General features: G+C 71.0%; 17 protein-coding genes. 9 read left to right on the top strand and 8 right to left on the bottom strand.

All coding sequences use genetic code 11. From position 1 onward, the window contains the following. The coding region (locus ACFXAZ_RS21725) for an ALF repeat-containing protein (protein WP_384593568.1) at positions 1–936 on the bottom strand (936 nt) is incomplete at its 3' end. 575 nt (positions 937–1,511) lie between these two features. On the opposite strand from ACFXAZ_RS21725, the gene ACFXAZ_RS21720 reads away from it, so the two are divergent. Then, positions 1,512–2,060 carry a hypothetical protein gene (locus ACFXAZ_RS21720; protein ID WP_384593565.1) on the top strand — a complete coding sequence of 183 codons (549 nt, stop codon included), beginning with the start codon at positions 1,512–1,514 and terminating at the stop codon, positions 2,058–2,060. 76 nt (positions 2,061–2,136) lie between these two features. Further along, positions 2,137–3,396 (top strand): trypsin-like serine protease, encoded by a 1,260-nt coding sequence (locus ACFXAZ_RS21715; RefSeq protein ID WP_384593562.1) that lies wholly within the window; start codon positions 2,137–2,139, stop codon positions 3,394–3,396. Positions 3,397–4,426: 1,030 nt separating this feature from the next. Here ACFXAZ_RS21715 and ACFXAZ_RS21710 read toward each other — a convergent pair. Then, complete coding sequence (locus ACFXAZ_RS21710; protein ID WP_384593559.1) at positions 4,427–5,368, bottom strand: class I SAM-dependent methyltransferase; 942 nt, start codon at positions 5,366–5,368, stop codon at positions 4,427–4,429. A 488-nt stretch (positions 5,369–5,856) separates the two neighbouring features. Between ACFXAZ_RS21710 and ACFXAZ_RS21705 the strand changes: the two genes are divergently transcribed. The 3 genes from ACFXAZ_RS21705 to ACFXAZ_RS21695 are packed head-to-tail and all read left to right on the top strand — an operon-like array spanning position 5,857 to position 11,511. Further along, the gene (locus tag ACFXAZ_RS21705; RefSeq protein ID WP_384593556.1) at positions 5,857–7,374 is read left to right on the top strand and encodes a glycosyltransferase family 29 protein; all 1,518 of its coding nucleotides are present in this window, start codon (positions 5,857–5,859) and stop codon (positions 7,372–7,374) included. Continuing rightward, a complete protein-coding gene (locus tag ACFXAZ_RS21700) occupies positions 7,371–9,758 on the top strand; it encodes a glycosyltransferase (protein WP_384593553.1) in 2,388 nt (795 codons plus the stop codon). The genes ACFXAZ_RS21705 and ACFXAZ_RS21700 overlap by 4 nt, the downstream gene beginning before the upstream one ends. Before the next feature lie 4 nt (positions 9,759–9,762). Continuing rightward, positions 9,763–11,511, top strand: a complete 1,749-nt coding sequence (locus ACFXAZ_RS21695) for a hypothetical protein (RefSeq protein WP_384593550.1) — start codon at positions 9,763–9,765, stop codon at positions 11,509–11,511. Between the two features lie 52 nt (positions 11,512–11,563). Here the strand turns inward: ACFXAZ_RS21695 and ACFXAZ_RS21690 are convergent, their stop codons facing one another. The 5 genes from ACFXAZ_RS21690 to ACFXAZ_RS21670 all read right to left on the bottom strand — a co-directional run bounded on the left by ACFXAZ_RS21690 (position 11,564) and on the right by ACFXAZ_RS21670 (position 17,166). Continuing rightward, positions 11,564–12,832 (bottom strand): NAD(P)/FAD-dependent oxidoreductase, encoded by a 1,269-nt coding sequence (locus ACFXAZ_RS21690; RefSeq protein ID WP_384593547.1) that lies wholly within the window; start codon positions 12,830–12,832, stop codon positions 11,564–11,566. Next, positions 12,829–13,272 (bottom strand): GtrA family protein, encoded by a 444-nt coding sequence (locus ACFXAZ_RS21685; RefSeq protein ID WP_384593544.1) that lies wholly within the window; start codon positions 13,270–13,272, stop codon positions 12,829–12,831. Before ACFXAZ_RS21685 ends, ACFXAZ_RS21690 begins: the two co-directional genes overlap by 4 nt. Then, positions 13,262–14,323: a glycosyltransferase family 2 protein gene (locus tag ACFXAZ_RS21680; RefSeq protein ID WP_384593541.1), complete on the bottom strand. Its 1,062-nt coding sequence runs from the start codon at positions 14,321–14,323 to the stop codon at positions 13,262–13,264. The genes ACFXAZ_RS21685 and ACFXAZ_RS21680 overlap by 11 nt, the downstream gene beginning before the upstream one ends. Before the next feature lie 243 nt (positions 14,324–14,566). Then, positions 14,567–15,901, bottom strand: a complete 1,335-nt coding sequence (locus ACFXAZ_RS21675) for an alpha-2,8-polysialyltransferase family protein (protein ID WP_384593538.1) — start codon at positions 15,899–15,901, stop codon at positions 14,567–14,569. A 278-nt stretch (positions 15,902–16,179) separates the two neighbouring features. Then, positions 16,180–17,166 (bottom strand): glycosyltransferase family 2 protein, encoded by a 987-nt coding sequence (locus tag ACFXAZ_RS21670; protein ID WP_384593535.1) that lies wholly within the window; start codon positions 17,164–17,166, stop codon positions 16,180–16,182. A gap of 198 nt (positions 17,167–17,364) precedes the next feature. Here ACFXAZ_RS21670 and ACFXAZ_RS21665 point away from each other — a divergent pair, with 198 nt between their 5' ends. Genes ACFXAZ_RS21665 through ACFXAZ_RS21650 form a run of 4 tightly spaced genes read left to right on the top strand, consistent with a single transcriptional unit; the run spans position 17,365 to position 22,128 of the window. Then, positions 17,365–18,717: a DUF6716 putative glycosyltransferase gene (locus ACFXAZ_RS21665; protein ID WP_384593533.1), complete on the top strand. Its 1,353-nt coding sequence runs from the start codon at positions 17,365–17,367 to the stop codon at positions 18,715–18,717. 26 nt (positions 18,718–18,743) lie between these two features. Continuing rightward, the gene (locus ACFXAZ_RS21660; protein ID WP_384593530.1) at positions 18,744–19,994 is read left to right on the top strand and encodes a cytidylyltransferase domain-containing protein; all 1,251 of its coding nucleotides are present in this window, start codon (positions 18,744–18,746) and stop codon (positions 19,992–19,994) included. A gap of 30 nt (positions 19,995–20,024) precedes the next feature. Continuing rightward, on the top strand, positions 20,025–20,984 hold the full coding sequence (locus ACFXAZ_RS21655) for an N-acetylneuraminate synthase family protein (RefSeq protein WP_384593527.1): 960 nt from the start codon (positions 20,025–20,027) through the stop codon (positions 20,982–20,984). A gap of 58 nt (positions 20,985–21,042) precedes the next feature. Further along, on the top strand, positions 21,043–22,128 hold the full coding sequence (locus tag ACFXAZ_RS21650; RefSeq protein ID WP_384593524.1) for a hypothetical protein: 1,086 nt from the start codon (positions 21,043–21,045) through the stop codon (positions 22,126–22,128). A 45-nt stretch (positions 22,129–22,173) separates the two neighbouring features. Here ACFXAZ_RS21650 and ACFXAZ_RS21645 read toward each other — a convergent pair whose 3' ends face one another. Further along, complete coding sequence (locus ACFXAZ_RS21645; protein ID WP_384593521.1) at positions 22,174–24,312, bottom strand: acyltransferase family protein; 2,139 nt, start codon at positions 24,310–24,312, stop codon at positions 22,174–22,176. Positions 24,313–24,340: the final 28 nt, after the last annotated feature.

Genomic DNA, 24,340 nt, shown 5'->3' with positions numbered 1-24,340 from the left:
GGCGCTGGCCGCCTTGTTGGCGGCCTTCGCCGACTTGGCGACGTCGTTCTGTGCGGCCTGGGCCTCGGCGGCGGCCTCAAGGGCCGCTTCCTTCGCCTTGTTCGCGGCCTCCGTGGCCTGCTCGGAGGCGGTCACGGCCTTGTCCGTGTTGAGCCTGGCCTCCTTGCCCTCGCGTTCGACGATCGCCACCAGTTGATCGATGGTGGCGGCTTCCTCGTCGCGGGCCCGGGCGATGTGCTGACCGGTGGTCAGGAACCAGTTGACGGCCCCCGCGGAGCCGTCGGAAAGCGCGCGCTGCGCGTACTTCTTCACCTCGGGGGACGCGGTGGCGAGGATCCTGAAGACCTCGGCGTGTTCGTCCTCGTCCAGCGCTGTGTAGCGGGTCTCGGAGAGAAACGTCTCCAGCGCGCCGCGCGTGTCCGTGGCCAGTGCCGCGGCGGCTTCCCGCTGGATGCCCCTGCCGCCGCTGTTCCTGACCCGGAAGACCTCGGCGCGCAGGTCGGTCAGGAGCGGTGACTGGAAGCCGTCCTTGAGGTAGGCGGCGATCGCCGGGTCACCCGAGGTCAGCGCCTGTGTCGCGGCGGTCTGGACGGACCGTCCGGCCCAGGCGAAGGCGCCGAAGATCGCCACCCGGTTGTCCTCGGCGACAGCCACGGGGAGTTGGCTGGTCAGAAAGGTGGTGACCTGGCTGTCGGTGCCGGCCAGGGCGGTGCCGGCGCTCTCCCGGACCGCGCGCCCGCCGAGCCGGTAGGCCCATACGGCCTTCGCGCGCTCGGTGTCGGGCAGATGGGGTGGCAGGTCGTCCACGGGAAGGGTGTTGGCGTGGGCGGCTGTCGGGGGCAGGACGAGGCTGGAGGTGGCTGCGACCGCCGTGGTGGCGGCCAGGGCCCCGATAAAGCGTCGTCTGCTCCAAAAGGTGGTCTCGCTGGTGTCCAAAGAGGCCCCTCGGGATCGGCGCCCGGCGGTCGCCGATATACGGCTGAAGACCGCCGGGCTGAACGTTGTGTCGGCCACGTACGTGTCCCGAAACGCGTAGGCGATATCCCTGGGACCGGACGCGACAACGTGCATGGTGACCTTAAGCAAGAAAGCGTGCACTGGCCACAGGCACATGCGGCCAGGAAAAGGAAATAGGCTCACCAGATAGTTGAAACCGGATCTTGCTTGAATGGGTAATTCGTCATTCCGCCACCTGCTGTTCATTTACTATCAAGGGGGCAGGGGGTCAACTCGCCGCAAATGTAGGTGACTTGGAGCAAAAGACACCAGCTTGCTGTGAACCTCATGGGTGCCCTTGACAGTGAATTGAGGGCATGTTGATTCTTGGGGGAGGGGTGCCTGGGGGAATCTTGTGCGGAGGCTGTGCATTCGAATCCACTCCTTTATTCTCCGGCCGGGTTTTCCGGCCCGGTATTTCCGCTCACCCGAATGCCGTGAGCGGACCATGCGGCCTTCACCCCTGAATTTGCCACGTTCCGGATATCCGATCGGAACCGACAACTAGGACAGTGATGAAGGAACACAGCGGTAGTACGCCGAAGCCGAGGCCGAACCTGAAGCGCCTGGTGCGGGGTGCCCTGACCACCGTGGTCGCGGGCGCCCTGGCCTGGCTCGCGGTGTCGGGCGGCCCGACCGTGGCGGCGGACGGCGTCGGCGCCTCCACCGAGACCGTCGCCGACGCGGCACCGGGCTACGCGGTCGAGGACTTCGCCTATCCGCAGGCGGACGAGATCCTCGCGGAGCGCGGCATCACCCTCAAGCGCGGCGACGGCCACATCGTGCTCGCCGAGTGCGACAGCCAGACCGGCCTGCTCTCGCTCTGGGCCCGCGGCGGCGGCGAGATCTGCTTCCGCGTCACGGGCAACAGCGGTTACCTCAGCCTGGAGATCCCCGCGGTCTACGGCGTGCTGGGCAACGACTACACCACCGAGCTCAGCATGACCGTCGATGACGAGGAGAAGACCTACGACATCCCCAAGAACGAGTTCACGGCGGTCGGCGAGACCACCGATCCCGAACAGCGCGACCACACGCTCGTGGAGATCAGAGCCACCAAGTAGGGCTTCGCGCGGACCTTCTCACGTCACCGAAGCGCCCCGAGCCCGCCCGCCGCTCCCCTCGTTCAAGGAAACGGTCATGCCACGACGTCACGCCCGCACCACCTGGCTCGCCGCACTCACCGCGCCTCTGGCCGCGGTGTCCCTGCTGCTCCCCACCACTTCGGCCCACGCCATCACCGCCACTCCCGCCGCCGCCGGCGCCTACGCCTTCACCGCGAAGCTGGACATCGGCACGGGTGACGACACCCGCGCCTGCTCCGCGACCCTCATCGAGGCACGCTGGCTGCTCACCGCCGCCAGCTGCTTCGCCGCGGACCCCGCCGTCAGCATCGACGTCCCGGCCGGGGCCCCCGCGCTCCCCACCACCGCGACCGTCGGCCGCACCGACCTCGCCACCACCGGCGGCCAGGTCCGCGAGATCGTGGAACTGGTGCCGCACCCGGACCGCGACCTGGTCCTCGCCCGGCTGGCGACGGCGGTGACCGGCATCACCCCCGTCACCCTCAGCGCCACCGCGCCCGTCGCCGGAGAGCAGCTGAAGGTCGCCGGATACGGCCGCACCACCGATGAGTGGTCGCCGCTGAAGCTGCACACCGGCACCTTCGGCGTCGACGCGGTCGGTGCCACCGAGATCGACATCACGGGCCAGGGCGGCGCCGCCGTCTGCGCCGGTGACACCGGTGGCCCCGCGTTCCGGGAGAGCGGCGGGACGGTCCAGCTCGTTGCCATCAACAGCCGCTCCTGGCAGGGCGGTTGTTTCGGCACGGACGAGTCCGTCACCAGCACCGGAGCCATCGATACCCGGGTGGACGACCTCGCGGGCTGGATCGGCCCCCAGGTCGCCCGGTGGGCCCTGAAGGCGCACGTCAATGACAAGTACGTGACCACTGAACTGAACGCCACCGGCAACCACACGGGCAAGTTGCGGGCCCGCAGCGACACCGCCGCCGGCAGTTGGGAGCAGTTCACGCTGCACACCCGCGACGGCGGGACGACGATCGCCCTCCGGTCCCTGGCGAACGGTCTCTACGTGACCACGGAGAACAGCCAGACCGGCGACTACAACGGGATGCTGCGCGCCCGCACCGCGATCCCCTACGGCTGGGAGTCGTACACCCTGGTGCCCCAGGGCGGCGCGAACTACGCCCTGAGGGCGGAGGTGAACGACAAGTACGTCGCCGTCGAGGCCAACTACACCGGCGACGACGCGAATCTGCTGCGCGCCCGCTCGGCCGCGGTCACCGGCGGCTGGGAGCGGTTCACCTTCGAGCACGCGGACAACTTCCAGGTGGCGGGCGCGGCCCCGGCGGCCCCGACACCGCTGCCGCTGGGCTGACGCCGGGGGTCGGATGCCCAGGATCCCGCCTGTGCGGGGGAGGCCGACGGCCCCCCCGTACGGCGGAGATCCTCCTCCCGGCACGGCCTCGCGCCCGGCGCGCCGCCGCCTCTGCGCTCGCCCGCTCCCCCCACGCTCGGCTTCGCTCACGCGAGGGGACCTCGCCGCCGCCCCGTCGGCAGGACTGCCCGGGGTCCTGCCGGATGACGGCGCAACACGCTCCCCAGCACGCCCCGCGACCCGGCGCGACGGAGTGCCCCCGCGCCGGCTCTCCCCCCTCACGCTCGGCTCCGCTGGGGCGACGGACCTCCATCGCCTCAGCGGTCACGACTGCCAGCAGCTGTCTCGGCTGACGCCGCCCCCCTCAACCCGCCCCCGCCGACAGCTCCTCCGCTCGCCGCCCCGGGCCCGGATCAGGCGGCCCGCGAGGACACCGCCACCCGAGCCTCGATCACGCCGTCGGCAGGAACGCCGCTGCCCGTTCCTGGTCACGCGGGCTGCGAAAACACCGGCGCCTGGGTTCGGACCAGGTGGCTCGCGGGAACGTCGGGCCGCCCGGGCCGGGCTCAGGTCGCGTAAGAGCGTCGGCGTCGGGGCCTCCGGTCACGCCGTCCGCGAGGACGCCGCCACCCGAGCCCCCGGTCACGCCGTCGGCGAACACACCAGCGTCCGGGTTCGGATCAGATGGCCCGCAGGAATGCCGTCGCCCGGGCCTCGATCACGCCGTCGGCAAGGACGCCGCTGCCCGGGCCCGGTCACGCCGCCCGCGAAAACACTGACGCCCGGGTTCGGACCAGGTGGCCCGCGGGAACGCCGCTGCCCGGGCCGGGCTCAGGTCACCCGCAAGAGCGTCGGAGTCCGAGCCTCCGGTCATGCCGTCCGCGGACGCCGCCACGCGAGCCGCTGGTCACGCCGTCGGCAAGAACGCCGTCGCCCGGGCCCGGATCAGGGCACCGCAGGTATGCCGTCGCCCGGGCCCGGTCACCCCGCCCGCGAAAGCACCGCCGCCCAGGCCCCGCCCAGGCCCCGGTCACCCCGCCCGCAAAAACGCCGACCGGGCCGCCTTTCCCAGGTACGTGAATCGGGTCTCGCCGGTCAGGTGTTTGTCCAGGGCGTCCTTGATGCCGGGCCAGCGGGGGTCGCCGTAGTCGTCGAGGACGACGACCCCGCCCGGGGCCGCTATCTCCTCGGCCCACTGGAGATCGGCCAGCACCCCCTCGGCCGAGTGGTCGCCGTCCACGATGATCACCCCGTACCGGCGGTCGGACACCGCGGCCCGGGTCTGCGGGTCCTCCGAGAAGCCGCGCTGGATCCGGGCGTTCACGCCCGCCGGGCCCGCGAGGGCGAGATTGGCGCGCACCGCGTGCTCGTCGACCGGCGTGCCCGTGGGGTCGTCGCTCTGGGTGGTGCCCGGCTGGAGCTGCACCCCGGCGAACGGGTCCACGATCGTCACGCTCGGGCTGCGGCCGTCGCGCTCCAGCATCCGGATCAGACCGGCGGAGAACATGCCGTACAGCGTGCCGATCTCCAGGACCTCGTCGTTCGGAGGGTCGAGCAGCGGGATGGTGCCCAGCTTGCCGCAGATGTTCATGGTGCCGCCCGCGACCCGGCCCACACCCAGGGACTCCAGGGCGATCAGCAGCCGGTAGGCGGCGGCGACATTGCGCTCGGCGGTGGCACGGTCGCCGGACAGCTTGGCGACCTCGGCGTACAGCCGGTTGAGATGGGTGTGCACGACGATGCGGCTGATGCCCCGCGCCCGCTTGCCCAGCAGCAGGTCGAGCGTGAGCTGAAGCTGCTTCAGCTCGTCCAGTTCGCGCCGCAGCTGGGCGACGTCCGTGCGGCTGTGGTCGGCGGTGGACCCGGCGACGGCCGAGCGGACCCGCCGCTCGATGCGCTGGTCGATCAGGTCGGCGACGGGGCGCAGCACCCGCCGGGAGACCGAACTGCGGAGCAGGGAACGGCTTTTCATAGAACCGATGACCTCGATCGCATCGCGGGAGGAGAGACGAGAGCTGAGGGGAGCGGGGCGGGGCGGGTCGGGAGGCGCGGATCCTGGCGACGGGCGCGCCAGCAGGGCGGCGTGCCGACCCGTGAGTGCAGGAAAGGCTAGGCCCGTGCCGTTCGAACGTAAGGGCTAGCGCAGTGGCCGGTCAGATAACTTCTGCCGAACGCGCCATGGCGGGAAGGGGAGCGCGAGGGGTGCGGGCCGGTGTGTCCGCTGGTCACGGGGTCGCCATGCTCATGAAGAGGGCGTAACCCTTCTTGGCGGGCTGATCATACGATTTGCTATCCGGTTTCGCGTAGTTCACCGCAGCGTTGCCTTGGTTTCTTACCGTGCCCCGACCTTCCTCTTCGCGTGGGCGGGCGTCCGCCGTCCGTAGACGTCCGCCTATCCAGACTTCGCCCCACCCAGAGTTCGCCAAATCCAGAGTTCGCCATATCCAGAGCAGGAGCACCATGACGAGGGTTCGCAGCAGATGGGCACGCCCCAGGACCGGGGGCCTGACGTCCGCGCCCGCCGACGCCGAACCACCGAGTGCCCAGATCACCCCGGCCGAGCTGGACGACTGCCTGCGCGCCTGCGCGGTGCACAGCGGCAAGCTCGTCGGCAGCCTCGACTCCCGTCGTATCGCTCTGGCCGAGAAGCTGCGCGAACTGCTGGCCGCCTGGGCCTCGCAGGCCCAGGCCGCACCCGCCGCGCCGGGCGCCGGCGGACTGCTCCGCCGCGGTGTGAAGGCGGCCTCGGGCTCCGGCCCCGGCTCGATCTCCAACGAACTGCTCGACGCCCTGCTCAATGTCGGCAACAAGGCGGTGGACGTCGGCTACGACGACGAGCTGAACCTGGCCCTGCTCATCAGCGACACCGTCCTCACCCAGCGCAAGAACTCCCGCGCCGGCTGGCGGCTGCGCGGCCGGCTGCTGGAGGCCATGGGCCGCCCCGCCGCCGCGGCCGACGCCTTCGACCGCTACCTCGGTCTGACCCAGGACGACGGCTACGGCGTCGCCGCCCGCGTCTCCGGCATCCGCACGGCCCTCGACCGCCGCGCCAAGCTGCTCGCCCTGCTCCAGCGCACCGCACCGGAGGCCGGCCGCTTCTCCGACCGCCCCGCCACCGACGTATGGGCGGAGGGGCTCGCGGCCCACGCCGTCGAGGACTGGGACGCCGCGCAGCCCCGGCTCGTCGGCGCCCTCCTCGCCATGGACCGCACCGAGGCCGCCGAGCCGGACTTCCAGGAGGCGCTCAGCCACTACCTGGACCTGTGCACCCGCAGCCACTCCAGGCCGACGCCCGAACTCACCGAGGCCATTGGCCTGTACGCCGAGGCCCGCCGGGTCCGGATGCGCGGCCCCGTCGTCGACCCGCTCTTCGAGGGCGTGCAGTGGATCAGCCTCGGCGAGTTCCGCAACCTGGTCGCCGGGAAGTCCATCTGCCTGATCGCCAACTCCGCGAAGGTCGGCGACAGCGGCATGGGCGCCGAGATCGACTCCTACGACCTGGTGATGCGCTTCAACTCGTACCGCATCGACCCGGTGCACACCGGCAAGAAGACGAACATCCATGTCTCCATCCACAAGCACGCCTTCAACTGGGACAAACCGGTCGACATCCGCCTGATCACCGGCGGCTCCTCGTCCGACTGGAAGTACTCGATGCGCAACAAGCTGGTGGCCGGCGCGCAGAAGTACATCTGCGACGAGTCGCTGCGCTGGCCGGTCCGCAACATCGGCGGCTGGACCTCCGAGCAGCTCTCCGGCATCCCGACCTCCGGCTTCAACATGCTCTGGCTGCTCGACTTCCTCGACGTCAGCCCCACCCTCGACCTGATCGGCTTCGACTTCTACGAGAGCGGCGCCTACCGCGTCCCGGAGGCGATGAAGCTGCCGATCACCAACGTCCACGAATACGGCAGCGAGAAGGCATGGGTCATGGAACGGGCCCAGCGCGTCTCCGGCATGAGGACTTCCCTGCGATGACCACCCCCCCGATAGCCGCCGCACCCACCCAGCCGGCGGCCCGCACCGCCGTGCCCCCGTCCGCCGGTTCCGCCACCGCGGGATCCGCCGCAGGGTCCGCCGCCGCCCTCACCGGCAAGCGGCGGATCGCCTTCGCGAGCTTCGTGGACGAGAACTACCTGCCCGGCTTCCTCGTCCTGCTGCGCTCGCTCGCGCTGTCCAACCCGGATGTGTGCGAGGACTTCATCGTCCTGCACGACGACCTCAAGCCGTCCTCCGTGGCCCGCATCCGCGCCCTGCACCCCCGCGTGATCTTCCGCCGGGTCGACGCCGACCACTACGACTCGTACCAGAAGGGCGACCAGGACAACTACCTGGTCCGCAAGGCGTACTTCATCCTCGACGTCTTCAAGATCCGCGACTACGACACCGTGATCACCCTGGACACCGACATGGTGGTCCTGGGTCCGCTCAAGGAACTCCTCGCGCTGCGCCGGGGCCTGGCGGCCGTTTCGCAGTTCTTCTACGGCGACAAGTCCCGCATGCTCAACAGCGGACTGCTCGTCATCCAGAAGGAATACCTCACCGACGCGTTCTGCGCCCGCCTCGACGAGATCGGCCGCAGCGGCGCCTACGAACTCGACAAGCACGACCAGGGCATCCTCAACGCCCTGCTCGACGGCGACTTCGTCGACCTCGACCCCAAGTACAACTTCGTCAAGCGGCGGCTGTCCGGCGACCTGCCGGTCCCCGACGACACCGCGATCCTGCACTTCACCGGCCGCCACAAGCCCTGGCAGGGCGGCGAGTCCGGCTACGGCCAGGCACAGGAGCGCTGGCGCGAGTTCGACATCAGCGACGCCGAACTGGCCGCCGCCTACGTCTCCCGGCCGGGCACCCACCACCACGACCTGCTGGTGCACTTCGCCACCCCGCACGTCCGGCGCACCGGCGATGTCGACATCGCCCGCCGCCTCGCCCTCGCCCACATAGGCGCCGGCGACTACCAGTCGGCCGTGGATGTCCTGGAGCAGGTGCACATCCCCATCGACGAGGCCTGGCCGCACGAGGTCTACGGCCACGCCCTGATGAGCGTCTCCCGCTACGACGAGGCCGACGCCCAGCTGCTGCTGGCCACCGCCGCGCCCAACCGCGCCGCCACCGCCTTCGCCCGGCTCGCCCAGATCTCCTGGGTGCACGGCGAGGACGCCACCGCCCGCGCCTACGCGCTGGCCGGACTCACCGTCGATCCCACACACCGCGCCAGCCGCCTCTGGCACCAGCGCACCACCCAGGTGCCCACCCAGCAGCAGGGCAGCGCCGACCAGCAGCTCGCGCACGTCGCCTTCTACATGGACCGGCAGGGCAACGCCGGCGACAAGCTGCTCCCGGAGAGCGTCCGGCTCGCCTTCGACCCCGACACCACCACCCGGCGCTGGCACTCCGTGCACGCCCACCGGCTGTTCGACGAGGCCGCCCTGGAGCGGGTCAACGCCCGGCGCGGACTGGTCATCGGCGGTGGCGGCCTGTTCATCCCGGACACCATGCCCAACGGCAACAGCGCCTGGCAGTGGAACGTCCCGGACGACCTCCTGGAGCGCATCGACGTCCCCATCGCGGTCTACGCGGTCGGCTTCAACGCCTTCGACGGGCAGTCCTACCGCGCCCAGCGGTTCCGCGAATCGCTGCTCAAGCTCGTGGAGCGCTCCGCCTTCTTCGGGCTGCGCAACCACGGCTCCATAGAGAAGGTGCGCGGCATGCTCCCCGCGCACCTGCACGACAAGGTCCGCTTCCAGCCCTGCCCCACCACGGTCACCCGGCAGCTCGTCGACGACTGGCAGGACCCGCTGATCCGCGACGACACCATTCTGCTCAACGCCGCCTACGACCGCGCGGGCCTGCGCTTCGGCCACGACTACCGCTACTTCCTCGCCCAGATGGCCAGCGCCGTCAAGGACCTCGGCGCGCTCGCCGAGGTGCAGTGCGTCGCGCACTCCCTCGACGACGAGAAGCTCGCCTTCGACCTGCGCCGCGAGCACGGCATCTCGCTGCCGGTCATCCCGATGTACGACTTCGACAACGACGAGATCCGCGATCTGTACGCCCGCACCCGGCTGGTCATCGGCATGCGCGGCCACGCGGGCATGATCCCGTTCGGCTGCGGCACGCCCATCATCAGCCTGATCTCGCACCCGAAGATGGCGTACTTCCTGCGCGACATCGACCGGCCCGAGTGGGGCGTCTCCGTGCACGACCGCGACCTCGCCGCGCTGCTCGTGGAGCGCTCCCGCGATCTGCTCGCCGACCACGCCAAGAGCGTCGCCGACGTGCACGGCCGGCAGCAGGAGCTGTGGAAGGTGACCCAGGCCAACGCCGCCGACCTGCGCGCGATTCTCGGGAGCTGATCCGGTGAGCGTGCTCACCCCGGACGCCCCCGCCGCCACCGCGCCCCGGGGGCGGCGGGGAGGTCCGGGCCGCTCCCGGCTGTGGTGGCCGGTGGTGGCCCTGCCCGCGGCGGCGGCCGTGGTGTACACCGTCGTCGCCCGCCGGCTCACCGGCGATCTGCACTATGTGCTGGCCGCCCTGCGCTCCGGCGAGGCGGCCGGCCACTCCCCGTCGGACCTCTTCGTCCATCGCCCCTTCTTCTACCGGTGGTTCGTCGCCGGCCTCGACGCCCTCTCCTTCGGCGGTACGGCGCTCAGCGAGGCCCTGATGAACGCGGCGGGCGTGCTGCTCGCCGCTGCCGCCGCCTACGCCCTGTACCTCGCGCTGATCCGCCGGGTCAGCGGACGTGAGGCGGCGCTCACCGCGGGAGCCGTGGGCCTGGCCATGGCACTCGCGCCACGAGTGGACTTCCTCCAGCCCGAGTGGGCCGCCGTGGTGCTGTCCGTGTGCGGTGTCGCCGCCGCGCTGGGCTGCGCCCGGCCCTGGCCCGCGGCGCTGCTCGGCGCGCTGCCGCTGGCCCTCGCGGTGATGATGAAGTTCACCACCGTCGTCACCGCGTGCGTCGCGCTGCTGGCGGTGTACGCGTTCGACCGGTGGCGGGCGGTACGTCTCGCGCTGGTCTCCGGCGCGGTGTCGCTCGCCCTGCTCGGGTTCAGCCTCCTCGCCGCGCCCCGCGAGTGGCAGTGGACCAAGGACATGCCACGGATCAACCAGTCCGCGCTCGGCCGGACCGGCGTCGACCCGTCCGAGCTGCTGGCCCGCACGGTGGACTTCCTGGCCGACCGGGCCGCGCCGAGCCCCGTTCTCCTGCTGCTGCCTGGCGCGCTGGTGCTGCTCCTGGCCCGGGTGAGAGGCCGGGCCCGGCGCGCGGAACTGCTGCTGGTGTGCCTCGCGGCCGGTGCCGGTTCGCTCGCGGTCGTCGCCTACCAGGGCAACTGGTTCACCTACCACGGCGCCCAGCTCCCGGTGCTCGCCGCCGCCCTGTGGGGCCTCGCCGTCGGCGGGTCCCGCCGCTCCCCGCCCTGGCTGTTCGGCGTGGCCTCGCTGGCCCTCGGTGCGCTGACCCCGCTGTACGCGCAGGCGCCGAAGGCCCTCCAGCGTCCGGCGGTGCTGTGGGCCGTGGGCGTGCTGGTGCTGCTGGCGGCGGTGCTGGATGCGATGCGGGAGCGGCGCCGGACCCGGGCCGCGCGCACGGACGCCGGTCCGCGCCGCGCGATCCTGCCCGCCGCGCTGATCGCCCTGTCCGGTGTGGTCTGCCTGGCCGCCGGTCCATGGCCCGGCTCACCGCACCTGGTCCAGCACGGCAAGGTCCAGGAGACCAACGCCGAATTCCTGGCCTCGCAGCGGGACGCGGCCCGCCTCGCGGATGAACTGCGGGCCGCCGGGCTGCCCGAGGACGCCCCGGTGCTGTATCTGGCCTTCGGGGAGACGGCGTACCAGCTGGGCAATCCGGTCCGGTGCCGCTACCCGATCGCCACCTTCCTCCAGCGCACCCGGTTCCTGCCCGATGTCGCCGAGCTGCCCTCCTACCGGGAGAACGCGGACTGCGTGGACCACGACCCGGCGCCCTACGCGGTCCTGGACCGGTTCTGGTTCCAGCCCGGCAACGTGGACACCGCCCTGCGCGAGCGGATCTTCGCCGTGTACGACTGCCCGCCCCCGTCGGCGTCACTGCCGAACTCGAAGACGGTGCTGTGCACGCGCAAGGCCTAGGGCGTGTCTGATGAGGGGCCCCGGCCGGGTGATCGCCGGGGCCCCTTTCTCGTCAGCTGAGCCCGAGTGAGGCGGTGACCTTCCGGGCCAGCGCCACCGAGTAGCTCTGCCCCCGGTCCTGCGGATAGATCTGGGCCATCGTCACCAGCGTGACCTTGCTCATCGGCGTCTCGTGCGGCGGGATCAGCGACCGGTACCCGGGGGTGACCACCGGCTGTGCGTACCCGGCCCGGGAGAAGTGCCAGTCCTTGATCCAGGACCGGTCGAACTCCGGGTTGATCCGCTGGAGATACGGCAGGAACCGCTCCAGCAGCTCGGCCGGTTCGGTGGTGAACCGCCAGTCCTCGCGCTCGACGTAGTTGCCGACGTAGAGGAGGTGACGGCCGCCGTAGACGGCCGGGTCGATCATCTTGGTGTGCTCGACCACCGCGAGGAACGGGAAGTCCGGCTCATTGATGTTGAGCCAGTAGTACGGGATCGCGCTGCGGTCCAGCTCCAGCACGAAGCAGGTCGCGCCCAGGTACTGGTTCTGCCACACGGTGTCGCCGGCGGGCAGCCCGGCCGCCCGCGCGAACACGGGCTGCGGCGTGGTGACGATCAGCCGGTCGAACGCGTAGCGGGAGCCGTCGGCGCACCGCACCACCGCCGGTGCGTCCTCGCCGTCCTGCTGGATCGACTCGACGGCCTTGTTGAACTCGACCTTCCCGCCGCGCTCCTCGATCCCGTCGCGCAGCGCCGTGTACACCCGCTCGAACCCGCCGTCCACATAGCCCAGTTCGAAGGTGCGGCAGTGGATACGGGCCCACAGCCACGCCATCGACACCTGCTCGGCCCGCTCGCCGAACTTGCCGCGCAGCAGCGGCTCCCACACCGACGCGGTGGCCCGGCGGCCCGCCCAGCGCCGCAGCCAGGCCAGCGCCGTACGGTCGTTGAAGCGCTCGCCGCCGCGGATCGCCTTGAGCGCGGCGGAGGAGACCGCGAAGCGCAGGGAGTCCAGCGGCGAGAACCCAGGGAAGCGCACCATGTCGAACGGTGTGGTGAAGTCGATCAGCCGGCCGCCCCGGTAGATACCGGTGGTCGGCTTGTGGAAGCGCAGCGCGTCACCGAGCCCCAGCTCCTGGATCAGGCCGATCATGGCGCGGTCGCTGCGGAAGATGTGGTGGTAGTAGCGCTCCAGCGGGGCGCCGCCCACCTCCAGCGAGGCCGCCAGACCGCCCGGTTCGCCGGCCGCCTCCAGAAGGGTGACCTGGTGGCCGGCGCGTACGGCGTCCCAGCCCGCGGTGAGGCCGGCGGCACCCGCGCCGATGATGCCGAGGTTCATGCGAAGCTCCACTTTCTGTTGAGCGCGAACTGGAGCGCCAGGACCAGCGGCAGCGAGCCCGCCTTGACCAGGTTGGCGTCGATCCCCAGAGAGTCGGTGAGGACGAGGAAGAGCAGCTGCGTCAGGGCGATCCCGGTCAGCCCGACGGCGTAGAAGCGCAGGAAGCGCACCACGAGCCGGTCCCGCCGTTCGAAGGTGAACAGCGCGTTCAGTACGAAGTTGTTGGTGATGCCCAGCGTGGTGCTGAGCACGTTGGCGAGCTGTTCGTCCAGGCCCGCCGCGTTGTGCAGGACCAGGAAGGCCAGCAGGTCGAGGACGACTCCGCTGCCGCCGATCAGGGTGTAGCGGACCAGCTGGCGCAGCGTGCGGGTCCGCCCGGCGGCCCCGGCCGGGTCCCGGGCCGTCACGGGCGCGTCCCCGGTGAGGATCTCAGCGGGCACCGGGCGTCCCCCGCCGGGCGTCCCGCCCGCCGATCACCTCGCGCACCAGATACAGGGGCCGCCCCTGGGCCTCGCTGTAGACGCGTCCGAGGTAGGCGCCGATCACGCCGAGGGACAGCATCTGGGTGCCGCCGAGGAAGAGCACGACGACCATCAGCATGGTCCAGCCGGAGACGGTGATGTCGGGCCGGAACAGCTTCATGGCGAGGGCGTAGACGATGCCCGCGAGGGACAGCAGCAGCACCACGAAGCCCAGCCGTGTGATCAGTTTCAGCGGGACGGTGGAGAAGCTGGTGACACCGTCGACGGCGAGCCGGGCCATCTTGCGCAACGGGTACTTGGTCTCCCCGGCGAACCGTTCGTCGCGGTCGAAGGACACCTCGGTCTGCCGGTACCCCATCGAGGCGACGATGCCGCGCACGAAGCGGCTGCGCTCACGGAACCGGCGCAGTTCGTCGGCGACCTTGCGGTCCAGCAGCCGGAAGTCGCCGGTGTCCAGCGGGATGTCCACGTCGGTGCAGGAGCGCAGGGCCCGGTAGTAGAGGTGCGCGGTGGCCCGTTTGAAGGCGGAGTCCTGGCGGGTGCGCCGGCGCGCGTGCACGATCTCGGCGCCGTCGCGCCAGGCGTCGACCAGTTCCAGGCTGACCCGGGGCGGGTCCTGGAGATCGGTGTCCATCACGATGACGGCGTCGCCCTCGGCGACGTCCAGTCCGGCGGTGATGGCGATCTGGTGCCCGAAGTTCCGGGCGAAGTCGACCACGCGCACATGCCCGTCGCTCTTCGCCAGGTCGGTGAGCAGGGCGAGCGAGCCGTCCGAGGAGCCGTCGTTGACGTAGACCAGCTCGTAGTCCAGGTCCGGGCGTTCGGTGAGCGCGGCGGTCAGCTCGGTGTGGAAGGCGGTGATGCCCTCCCGCTCGTTGTAGACCGGGAGCACGTACGAGATCAGCGGGCGGCGCCCGGGGTCCGGCGGTGTCCGTGGACCGGGTGCGGTTGCGGGCACGGTGGTGGGGGCGGTGGCCTGGGCCACCACGCGTATGTCCTGCTGGGTCATCTCGGCCCGCCGGAGCGGGGGGATGCCGGCAGGGCGCAGGGCGATTGTGACATTGGGGGAAGCTATGGAAATCGTATGAACGGCAGGCGACGAGTGGTCGGCCGGGGGTCGTCCATGGGGTATCGCTTCCCGTTCCGTCACCGGGAATAGTGGAAATTCACCCCCTATCCGGTGGAAAGCCGAGTGGGTGGATCCTCAGCCGTCGGATCCACCCACCCATATGTCCGTTCATCACACCGGGATTCAGCTGTGCATCCTTTTCTTCAGCTGCCGTGCCTTGCGCACCACTCGCCGTGCGGTGGAGGAGCGGGGGAGGAACGACAGCCGTTCCGGGATACCGCCCGGCAGGCCCAGCGCGGTCAGCCGGCGCCGTCTGAAGTAGACCAGGGTGCGTGGCCCGTAGTGCTGTTCAAGGAATCGTTCAGCCGGGGCTCGCAATTCCGGGTAGATCTGCGGCTGCATCGTGAAGCTTATGGTGGTGATCAGCCCTTGCAGCAGCTCGGCCGACAGCGTGCCGGCGCCCTTCCCGTCCGCCAGCCCCGGCACCAGCGCATGCGCCAGCGCCACCGGCACCCGGTTGCTGTTCTGGAACGGGGCCAGCCGCTCCAGCAGCAGCTCCGTGCCGATCCGGGCGACGGGCAGGTCGTAGAGGGCGGACGCGGTGAACAGCGCCGTCGAGAAGCAGCCGACGACCAGGGCGGGCCGGGTCTTCTCGTAGAGCACCTCGGCGAGCACCGGGGTGTCGACCACGGTGAGCTGGACGCCGAGCTTCGCCGCCTCGCTCTCCAGCGCGTGGCCGTAGCTCGCGGGGGCGGTCGGGTGGGGCTTGAAGACGATGGAGCGGTGGCCGCGCTCGACGGCCCCGCGCATCATCCGCACATGGAGGTCCTCCTCCTCGGCGGGGGAGAGGATGTTCAGCGCGGACAGATACTGGCCGAGCAGCAGCGCCGCGTTGTCCGGTACGGCGGGCAGCTCGCCGGCGGTCAGTTCGCTCAGCACCTTCAGGAAGGCCGAGGTCGGCACGGTCTCGGCGGGCACCCCGAACTCGGTCAGCAGCGTCGGCTTCAGCCCCGGCACCAGATCCAGGTGCAGCAGCCGCTGCACCCGGGTGCCGACCAACGGGTCGATCTTGTTGCGGGTGGGGCCGTAGCTCATCAGCCCGTCGGCGTAGACATGCACCGGGCAGCCGGTGAAGATCTGGGCCAGCGACAGCGCGGGGTTGACCTGGAGGGACTCCATGACCAGGGAGACCCGGTCGCCCTCCATCCCCCACAGCAGCCGGAAGTACCGCTCCAGCAACGGCATGTCGTCCAGCCGCGGCGCCCACGCCCCGGGGTGGAAGGGCCGGATCGCCTCGTTGAAGGACAGCACCTCGTCGAAGTGCGGGCGCAGCGACTCGAAGCCCGGCATCTCGTCCACGCTCGGCGTGGTCTCCGGGGTCGCCGCGTTGTTGAAGACCAGCAGCACCCGGCGGTCGGGCTCGGTGAAGCAGTCCGACTCGATCGCGGCGGCGAGGGTGGCGGCGCCGTAGAGAGTGGAGACACAGAAGATCTGCGTGGTACGGGCGCTCCCGGTCACCCCGGAGGCCTGGGCCGTACCTGAGTTCTCAGTAGTACCTGAGGTGTCGGTCGTACCTGAGGTGTCGGTCGTACCTGAGGTGTCGGTCGTACCTGAGGTCCGGGTCGTACCGGAGGACCAGGTGGTACCGGAGGCTTCGGTCCCCCCGGAGGTCCGGGTCGCACCAGAAGTCCCGCCCACAGCGGAGCCCTCGCCCACAGCGGAGCCCCCGCCCGCACCGGAGCCCCCGCCCACCCCGGCGTTCTCGCTCATACCGGAAGTCCGGTCGGTACGGGACATCACGCCGCCGCCTTCGCTGAGGTGACCCGGCGCCGCAGTCGGCGCAGCTTGGTCGAGCGGTTCAGGTCCATGGTGTCGAGGACGTCCCCCAGCATCTCCTGCGGCATCCGCTTTATCGCCGCCGCGCTCAGCACCCGCAGCTGCTTGGCCACCGGCGGCTCGAACTTCTCGATCTCCGAGAGATGGTGGGCGATGATCGCCAGATAGGTGCGCACCGCCTTGGGCAGCAGCTTGGCGGCGTCGCGGTCGGCGGACGTCTCCTCGATCACCTCGTCGAAGGCGCGGATGAAGTCGAGCTGGCGGACGTCACCGATCTGGGTGAGCGAGCTGGCCACCCCGCGGCGGTAGAAGACGCCCAGCAGACCGACCACGGCGAAGGACTCCGCCTCCCGGTGCAGCTGCCAGATCCACGGCCGGTCCTCGGCGGTGCGCAGCCCGTGGGTGAAGTGCAGCAGGCCCTTGTCCAGCAGCCGGCGGTGATAGGCGCCGGCCCAGGCGTAGGCGTAGTCGACGGACGTGGTGCGGTCGGCCGGGAGGATCGCCTCGCGCGGGTTCAGCACCTCGCCCCGCAGGCCCACCGGCACCCGGTGCACGGATCGGGCACGCGCCTTGGCCTGCACATGATCGGTGCGGATGAAGTCGCAGCCCAGCTCCTCCAGGGCGCCGACCAGCTCGCCCAGATAGCCGGGGGCCAGCCAGTCGTCACCGTCCAGGAAGGTCAGATACTCGCCGGTCGCGGCGTCGAGGCCGGTGTTGCGGGCGGTGGCGAGCCCGCCGTTCTCCTGGTGGCGGATGAACCTCACCTGGGCGACGGCCGAGAGGTCATCGGCCGCGCGTTCGAGAATCGCCGGCGTCTCGTCCCGGGAGCAGTCGTCGACAAGAATGAATTCGAAGTCGCTCCTGGCGTTCATATGAAGACTTCGGAGGGTGTCCGGGGCATATTGCTGCACGTTGTAGAACGGCACGATCACGGAAAGCTTTGGCACCCGCGAAAGCCTAGAAGGCGGCCCCGCTGGTGAACTTTCCGGTTGGGGTACAGAGGGTGAACTCAATGTGTCGGAACGGTGCATCCCGTGTACTTTCTCGGCTCTGGCGAGCCAGTTCGTCTTTCGGTGGGCTGCTGTTAACTTTTTGTTGAGTCGCGGTTGGGCTACAACTAGGAATTGCTTCCTACGGTCTTGGGCGTGCCACCAAGTACAACGAAGGCCCCCCGGATCGCCGTACTCGCGGACTCGGACACCCGATGGAAATGGGGTGCCCTGACCGCGCGCCGTATCGCCCCCGGCCCGTCCATGGAAACCGCAGCCGGTGACGGCTCGCAAGTCTCCCCCGCCCTGGACGGCTATCTGCTGCGCGGCCGGGCCACCCCCACCCCGCGCCAGCTCGCCGAGGTCGGCGTGCCCGCCGACTCGCTGCGCGAGGTCACGGCTGTGGAGTTCCTGAGAATCATGGCCCGGGAGAGATACGACGTCCTGGTCCTCTCCCTGGTCGGCGGCGGCGTCCAGGCGATGCTGCACGGCCTGAAGCGGATCTGGGAGGACCACCGCCAGCGGCCCGTCGTCGTCACCGGCTATGTCGGCGTCGTCTACGAGAAGCTCACCGACGGCCTGCTGCTGCGGCACGGCGCCGACCTGGTCCTCGCCAACTCCCGCCAGGACGCCGAACGCTTCCGGGCGGTGTACGAGGGGGTGGGCGCGGACGCCTCGGCGGTGACCGAGGTGGCCCTGCCGTTCCTGGGCGGCGCCCCCTACACCTGCGAGCACGACCACCCGTACACCGTCGTCTTCGCCGCCCAGCCCTCCGTCCCCGAGAGCCGCCGGGACCGGGCGTATCTGCTGGAGCGGCTGGTCGGGCACGCCCGGCTGCATCCGGACCGCCAGGTGCTGCTCAAGCTGCGCTCCAAGCCCGGCGAGCACACCACCCACATCGAGGAACACCCGTACCAGAAGCTGGCCCAGCGGCTCGGCGAGCCGCCCGCCAACTTCCGGCTGGTGTACGGCAACATGGGCGAGGTCCTGGACCGCAGCGATCTGCTGGTCACGGTCAGCTCGACGGCCGCGCTGGAGTCGCTGCACCGCCGGATCCCCACCGTCGTCCTCACCGACCTCGGCGTCCGCGAGCCGCTCGGCAACCACCACTTCGTCGGCTCCGGCTGCCTCGCCTCCTGGGACCAGCTCGACGCCGGGCACCGGCCCGCCCCGGACCCGGACTGGGTGGCCCGGCAGGGCGTGGCGGCCGACGGCTCGTACGCGACCGCGTTCGACGCCGCCCGCGAGCGGATCGGCAAGCTGCTCGCCCGGCCCGGCGGACTCGCCCCGCTCACGCCGTACTACACCCCGGCGACCGCGCCCGGCTATCTGCCCGGCATCCTCGCCCGCCACCACCTCGGCCCCGACGGCACCCCGCTGCCCGGCGCCCCCGCGCACGACAAGGACCCCGGACCGGTCCGGCAGATAGTGCGCCGCGCCGCACGCGGCGCCTACCGGCACGGCGTCCAGCGGGTCGCTCCCGTCATCCGGCGGATGGGGGAGCTGTGAGCCGCACCGAACAAGGAGTGACACCCATGTCCCACCCCCAGACGGGCAACCGCGCGACGCTGCGCCGGGTGCTCGCGGTGATCCCCGCCCGCGGCGGTTCCAAGGGCGTGCCCGCGAAGAACCTCGCCTCCGTCGGCGGCGTCCCGCTGGTCGCCCGCGCGGTCCGCGAATGCGTCGGCGCCCGGCTGGTCACCGACGTCGTGGTCTCCACCGACGACCAGGCCATCGCCGCCGCCGCCCGTCAGGCCGGCGCCGAGGTGGTGCTGCGCCCCGCCGCCATCGCCGGGGACACCGCCACCTCCGAGGCGGCCGTGCTGCACGCCATGAACGCCCACGAGGCGCTGCACGGCGCCCCCGTCGACGTCGTCCTGCTCGTCCAGTGCACCAGCCCCTTCCTCCTGCGCGAGGACATCGACGGGGTGGCCGCCGCGATCGTGGACAACGGCGCCGACACCGCCGTCACCGTCGCCCCCTTCCACGGCTTCCTCTGGCGCAACGCCGACGACGAGGCCTCCGACCTGGGCGCCCGGCCCACCGGCGGCTACGGCGTCAACCACGACAAGTCCTTCCGGCCGCGCCGCCAGGACCGCCCCCAGGACTTCCTGGAGACCGGCGCCGCCTACGCCATGGCCGCGCCCGGCTTCCGCGAGCACCAGCACCGCTTCTTCGGCCGCACCGAACTGGTGCGCACCGACCCGGCCCGGGTGCTGGAGATCGACGACCCGCACGAGCTGGCCCGCGCCCGCGCGCTCGCCACGATCTTCGACGCCGACCGGCCCGGCGCGCTGCCGACCGCCGACGACATCGACGCGGTCGTCCTCGACTTCGACGGCACCCAGACCGACGACCGGGTGCTGATCGACTCCGAGGGCCGGGAGTTCGTCGCCGTGCACCGCGGCGACGGCCTCGGTGTCGCCGCCCTGCGCAAGAGCGGCCTGAAGCTGCTCGTCCTGTCCACGGAACAGAACCCCGTCGTCGCCGCCCGCGCCCGGAAGCTGAAGGTTCCCGTGCTGCACGGCATCGACCGCAAGGACCTCGCCCTCAAGCAGTGGTGCGAGGAGCAGGGCATCGCGCCGGAGCGCGTGCTCTACGTCGGCAACGACGTCAACGACCTGCCGTGCTTCGCCCTCGTCGGCTGGCCGGTGGCGGTCGCGAGCGCCCACGACGTCGTCCGCGGCGCCGCCCGCGCCGTCACCTCCCTGCCCGGCGGTGACGGCGCCATCCGGGAGATCGCCGGATGGCTCCTCGGCCCCTCTCTCGACACCCTCGACAAGTGACAACGTGACAGTTAAGGACACCCCCGAGTCATGAGCAACTCCTTCCCCCACCCCCACTCGCACTCCCGCGTCCGCTCCTTCGGCGCCCGCGAGGTCGGCCCCGGCAAGCCCGTCTACGTCTGCGGCGAGATCGGCATCAACCACAACGGTGATCTGGAGAACGCCTTCAAGCTGATCGACGTGGCCGCCGAGGCCGGCTGCGACGCGGTCAAGTTCCAGAAGCGCACCCCGGAGATCTGCACCCCGCGCGACCAGTGGGACATCGAGCGCGACACCCCCTGGGGCCGGATGACCTACATCGACTACCGCCACCGCGTGGAGTTCGGCGAGGCCGAGTACCGCCAGATCGACGAGCACTGCAAGGAGAAGGGGATCGCCTGGTTCGCCTCCCCGTGGGACACCGAGGCCGTCGCCTTCCTGGAGAAGTTCGACGTCCCCGCCCACAAGGTGGCCTCCGCCTCCCTCACCGACGACGAACTGCTGCGCGCCCTGCGCGCCACCGGCCGCGCGGTGATCCTCTCCACCGGCATGTCCACCCCCCGCCAGATCCGCCACGCGGTGGAGGTCCTGGGCTCGGACAACATCCTCCTGTGCCACGCCACCTCCACCTACCCCGCGAAGGCGGAGGAGCTGAACCTCCGGGTGATCAACACCCTGGAGAAGGAGTACCCGAACGTCCCGATCGGCTACTCCGGCCACGAGACCGGCCTCCAGACCACCCTCGCCGCCGTCGCGCTCGGCGCCACGTTCGTCGAGCGCCACATCACCCTGGACCGCGCGATGTGGGGCTCCGACCAGGCCGCCTCCGTCGAGCCGCAGGGCCTGACCCGGCTGGTCCGCGACATCCGCACCATCGAGGCGTCGCTGGGCAACGGCATCAAGCAGGTCTACGACTCGGAGCTGGGCCCGATGAAGAAGCTGCGCCGCGTCCAGGGCGTGGTGGCCGAGGCGGAGATCGCGGCGGCGGCCGGCGAGCCCGTCCAGGTCTGAAGCCCCCTCCCTTCTTCTCCGGTTATCTCTCCCTCCTGAACGGGATGGTCGTACGAGGATGAGTCCCCGCGCCGAAGTGCCCGGCCCCCGCTCCGCAGAGCAGCCGCACCGCACCCTCGCGTTCGTCGAGAGCCCGGTGCAGCTCCTGAACGTCCTGGAGTGGGCGCACACGCACACCCCCGGCGCGGGCCTCACCCTCGTGGTCCTCTCGCCCCTCGACCCGATGACCCGGGGCCAGCTGCGCCGGATGTCGGAGCTGGCCCGCGAAGAGGGCTACGAGGTGCGCTGGGAGGAGGCGCGCGGCGGCAGCACGGCCCCCTTCCAGACGGTCGGCGGCCTGCTGGGCATCCTGCGCCGCGCCGACCGGATCGTCATGGGCGACCCGTTCTCCCGCTATGTACAGCTGCTGCTCACCATCACCTCCGCCCGTGACCTCGTCGTCGTGGACGACGGCACGGCCACGATGGAGTTCGTCACCCAACTGGCCCGCGGTGAGCGCCTGGTGCGCTGGCACCGCAAGGGCAGCCGGCAGAGCCCGCGCGATCTGCTGTTCGCCCCGGTGTCCTCGGCGGCGAGGCGCCGGCTGACCCCCCGGCCCGGCCGCCGGGTCGAGATCTTCTCCTCCATGCCGATGGCGGAGACCCCCGAGGGCGTCACCGTCTCGGCCAACGACTTCTCCTGGACCCGCGCCCGCTTCGGCCCCCCGCGCATCACCAAGGGCGCCGACATGGTGGGCACCTCCCTGGTCGAGACGGGGGTCGTGGACGGCGAGCGCTATCTGGACGCGGTCCGTACCCTCGCCAAGACCCATGGCGCGACCCGCTACTTCGCCCACCGCCGCGAGAGCACCGAGAAACTCCACCGGCTGCACGCGGAGACCGGCCTGGAGATCGTCCGCCCCGAACTCCCCCTCGAACTCATCGCCCGCCGCGGCCCGGTGGGCCGCACCATCCTCAGCTTCCCCTCCACGGTCGTCCACACCCTCCCCCTGGCCCTCGCCGGTACGGAGGTCAAGGTCGCGGTGTGCGACATCGACCCGGAATGGCTCACCCGCAACGCGTCCCCCCGGGCGCAGGGATTCCTGTCGGGGGTGACGGGGACGGCCCGGGATGTGCATCGGCTGTCGGCGGTGCGGGCGGTGTAGCCGAGGGCTCCACCGGTCTGGCCTACCGCCCTACCGCCCTACCGCCTACGGCCCTGCGGAAAGGTCCGGCGGCTCCTCGCCGAGCACAGGGGTGATCACCTCGCCCAGCACCGGCGCGACCGCCCCGGCGAACGCCTCGGACAGATGGCTGTCGTCGCGATAGACAAGGGCGTTGCCCGCGAGGACCGGACAGTCTCCGGCCGGGGTGCACAGCCAGGGCGCGGGATCGATCACCAGGGCACCGGCCGACTCCGCCGCCTCCCGGACGGCGTCTCTGCGGGCCGGGTCCCGGATCGCCTCGGACACCTCGCTCGCGCAGCGGCCGAGGTCCAGCGGGTAGGTCGCCGCGCAGTCGACCGCGTCCGACTTCGGCCACGGTGTGTCGAGCAGGGCGGCGACCCGGGCCCCCGACTCCCCGAGCGCCGCGAAGGTCTCACGGAACCCGTCGGTCCACTGCTGACCGGGATCGCTCGTGGGGTACGCCGGATCACCCGCCTCCGAGGACGACACGATCACCAGCGAGGGATCGAGCGCCGCGATCCGCGCGAGCGCCCTGGTGCGCCAGGTGTCGCAGGCGCTGTACGGCCCGCCGTTCTGGACGGTGGTCACCCTCGCCGGTTTGCACGACGCCTTCGTCAGGGACACCAGTTTCCAGTGGTGGGTACGGGCGAGCGCGTCGAGCGCGGGGAACCACTGGGCCGCGTGGGAGTCCCCGAACAGCACGACGACGGTGTCCGAGCCGGGGTCGCCATAGACACAGGACGGGCTCTGGGTGCCGGCGTACCCCACATGACAGCCGTCCCGGTACACCGCGGACTCCGCGTCCTTGACCTCGGTCAGGGGTGGCGTCAGATTGCTGGGCAGGCTCGTCCCGGAGTCCTCCAGGAGTTGCCGCAGGCGTGGCAGCGGATCCGTGGCGGTCGCCGTCTCCTGTCGCAGCTCCGGCCCGGGTCTGCCGGAGTCGATCGGCGGCGGGAAGAAGGACGACGTCAGGGCCAGCACCGCCGCGCCCGCCGACAGCACCCCGCCGAGCACCAGCGCCCGGCCGGGCCTGCCGCGCAGACCGGCGTGGAACCGTACGGGATTCTCCACCAGCCGCAGGGTCGCCCAGGCCGGGAGCAGCGCGAGCAGCCCCAGCCCCAGCGCGAGCGGCAGGTCCGCGGGGCGGTCCAGGGCCAGCGGGCCGATGATCAGCAACGGCCAGTGCCACAGATACCAGCTGTACGACAGCCCGCCGATCCACACCGCGGGCCGCCGGGCGAGCAGCCACCGGGCGCCGTACGGAGTCGGCGAGCCGCCGCCCGCCAGGACGAGGACGGTTCCGAGCACCGGCAGGAGCGCGTAGGGGCCGGGGAACGGCGTGCCGCCGTCGTACAGGACGGCCGACAGCGCGATGCAGAGCAGGCCGATCCAGGTGGCCGGGGCGGCGCAATGGGCGGGGAGCCTGTCGAGTCGCCGTGCGGACAGGGCGAGGAGAGCGCCGGCGCCGAGTTCCCAGAAACGCGTGTGCGAGCCGAAGTACGCCCAGGACGGCGAACCGCTCGTCGTCAGGACGCTCAGCCCGAGCGAGACCAGGCAGAGCACGACGAGCGGTACGGCCAGGAACCGGCGTCGGCCCGTGGGCCGCCAACTGAGCATCAGCAGCAGCGGCCAGAGCAGATAGAACTGCTCCTCCACGGCCAGCGACCAGAAATGCTGGAACGGCGACGGAGGGCTGCCCTCGGCGAGATAGTCGGTGCCGCTCAGCGCGTACCGGAAGTTCACCGCGTACAGGGCACTGCTCAGCGCGTCCCCCGCGTACTCGGTGAAGCGGGCCTTCGACAGGAACAGCCAGGAGCCGGCCAGGGTGGCGACGACCACGAGCGTCGAGGCGGGCAGCAGCCGCAGCGCGCGGCGGGCGTAGAACGTCCGGATCGATATCCGACCCGTGGTCGACAACTCGCGCAGCAGCGAGGAGGTGATGAGAAAGCCCGAGATGACGAAGAAGACATCGACGCCGACATATCCACCGCTGAAGGGAGGAATGGCGGCATGTGAGAGGACGACCAGTGCGACGGCCACCGCGCGGAGCCCTTGTATATCGGGCCGAAGGTGCGGGGGCGGATGAATTCCTCGTGGAGATATGGGGGGTGTCGGGGATATGGAGGGTAGCGATCCGTGACCCTCGCAGGGTGATGTCTTCAATTCGGTCCCTTGTGTTGGGCGACGGGAA

Origin of the sequence: Streptomyces sp. NPDC059477 (assembly GCF_042749375.1) — a bacterium.
In the GTDB taxonomy this organism is placed as follows: domain Bacteria; phylum Actinomycetota; class Actinomycetes; order Streptomycetales; family Streptomycetaceae; genus Streptomyces.
This window is presented reverse-complemented; position numbering and strand designations above follow the sequence as displayed.

Bases quoted from the DNA above. Each gene is read 5' to 3' on its own strand.
- ACFXAZ_RS21720 (WP_384593565.1), top strand. From the start codon at position 1,512: ATGAAGGAACACAGCGGTAGTACGCCGAAGCCGAGGCCGAACCTGAAG.
- ACFXAZ_RS21715 (WP_384593562.1), top strand. From the start codon at position 2,137: ATGCCACGACGTCACGCCCGCACCACCTGGCTCGCCGCACTCACCGCG.
- ACFXAZ_RS21710 (WP_384593559.1), bottom strand. From the start codon at position 5,368: ATGAAAAGCCGTTCCCTGCTCCGCAGTTCGGTCTCCCGGCGGGTGCTG.
- ACFXAZ_RS21705 (WP_384593556.1), top strand. From the start codon at position 5,857: ATGACGAGGGTTCGCAGCAGATGGGCACGCCCCAGGACCGGGGGCCTG.
- ACFXAZ_RS21700 (WP_384593553.1), top strand. From the start codon at position 7,371: ATGACCACCCCCCCGATAGCCGCCGCACCCACCCAGCCGGCGGCCCGC.
- ACFXAZ_RS21690 (WP_384593547.1), bottom strand. From the start codon at position 12,832: ATGAACCTCGGCATCATCGGCGCGGGTGCCGCCGGCCTCACCGCGGGC.
- ACFXAZ_RS21680 (WP_384593541.1), bottom strand. From the start codon at position 14,323: ATGACCCAGCAGGACATACGCGTGGTGGCCCAGGCCACCGCCCCCACC.
- ACFXAZ_RS21660 (WP_384593530.1), top strand. From the start codon at position 18,744: ATGTCCCACCCCCAGACGGGCAACCGCGCGACGCTGCGCCGGGTGCTC.
- ACFXAZ_RS21655 (WP_384593527.1), top strand. From the start codon at position 20,025: ATGAGCAACTCCTTCCCCCACCCCCACTCGCACTCCCGCGTCCGCTCC.
- ACFXAZ_RS21650 (WP_384593524.1), top strand. From the start codon at position 21,043: ATGAGTCCCCGCGCCGAAGTGCCCGGCCCCCGCTCCGCAGAGCAGCCG.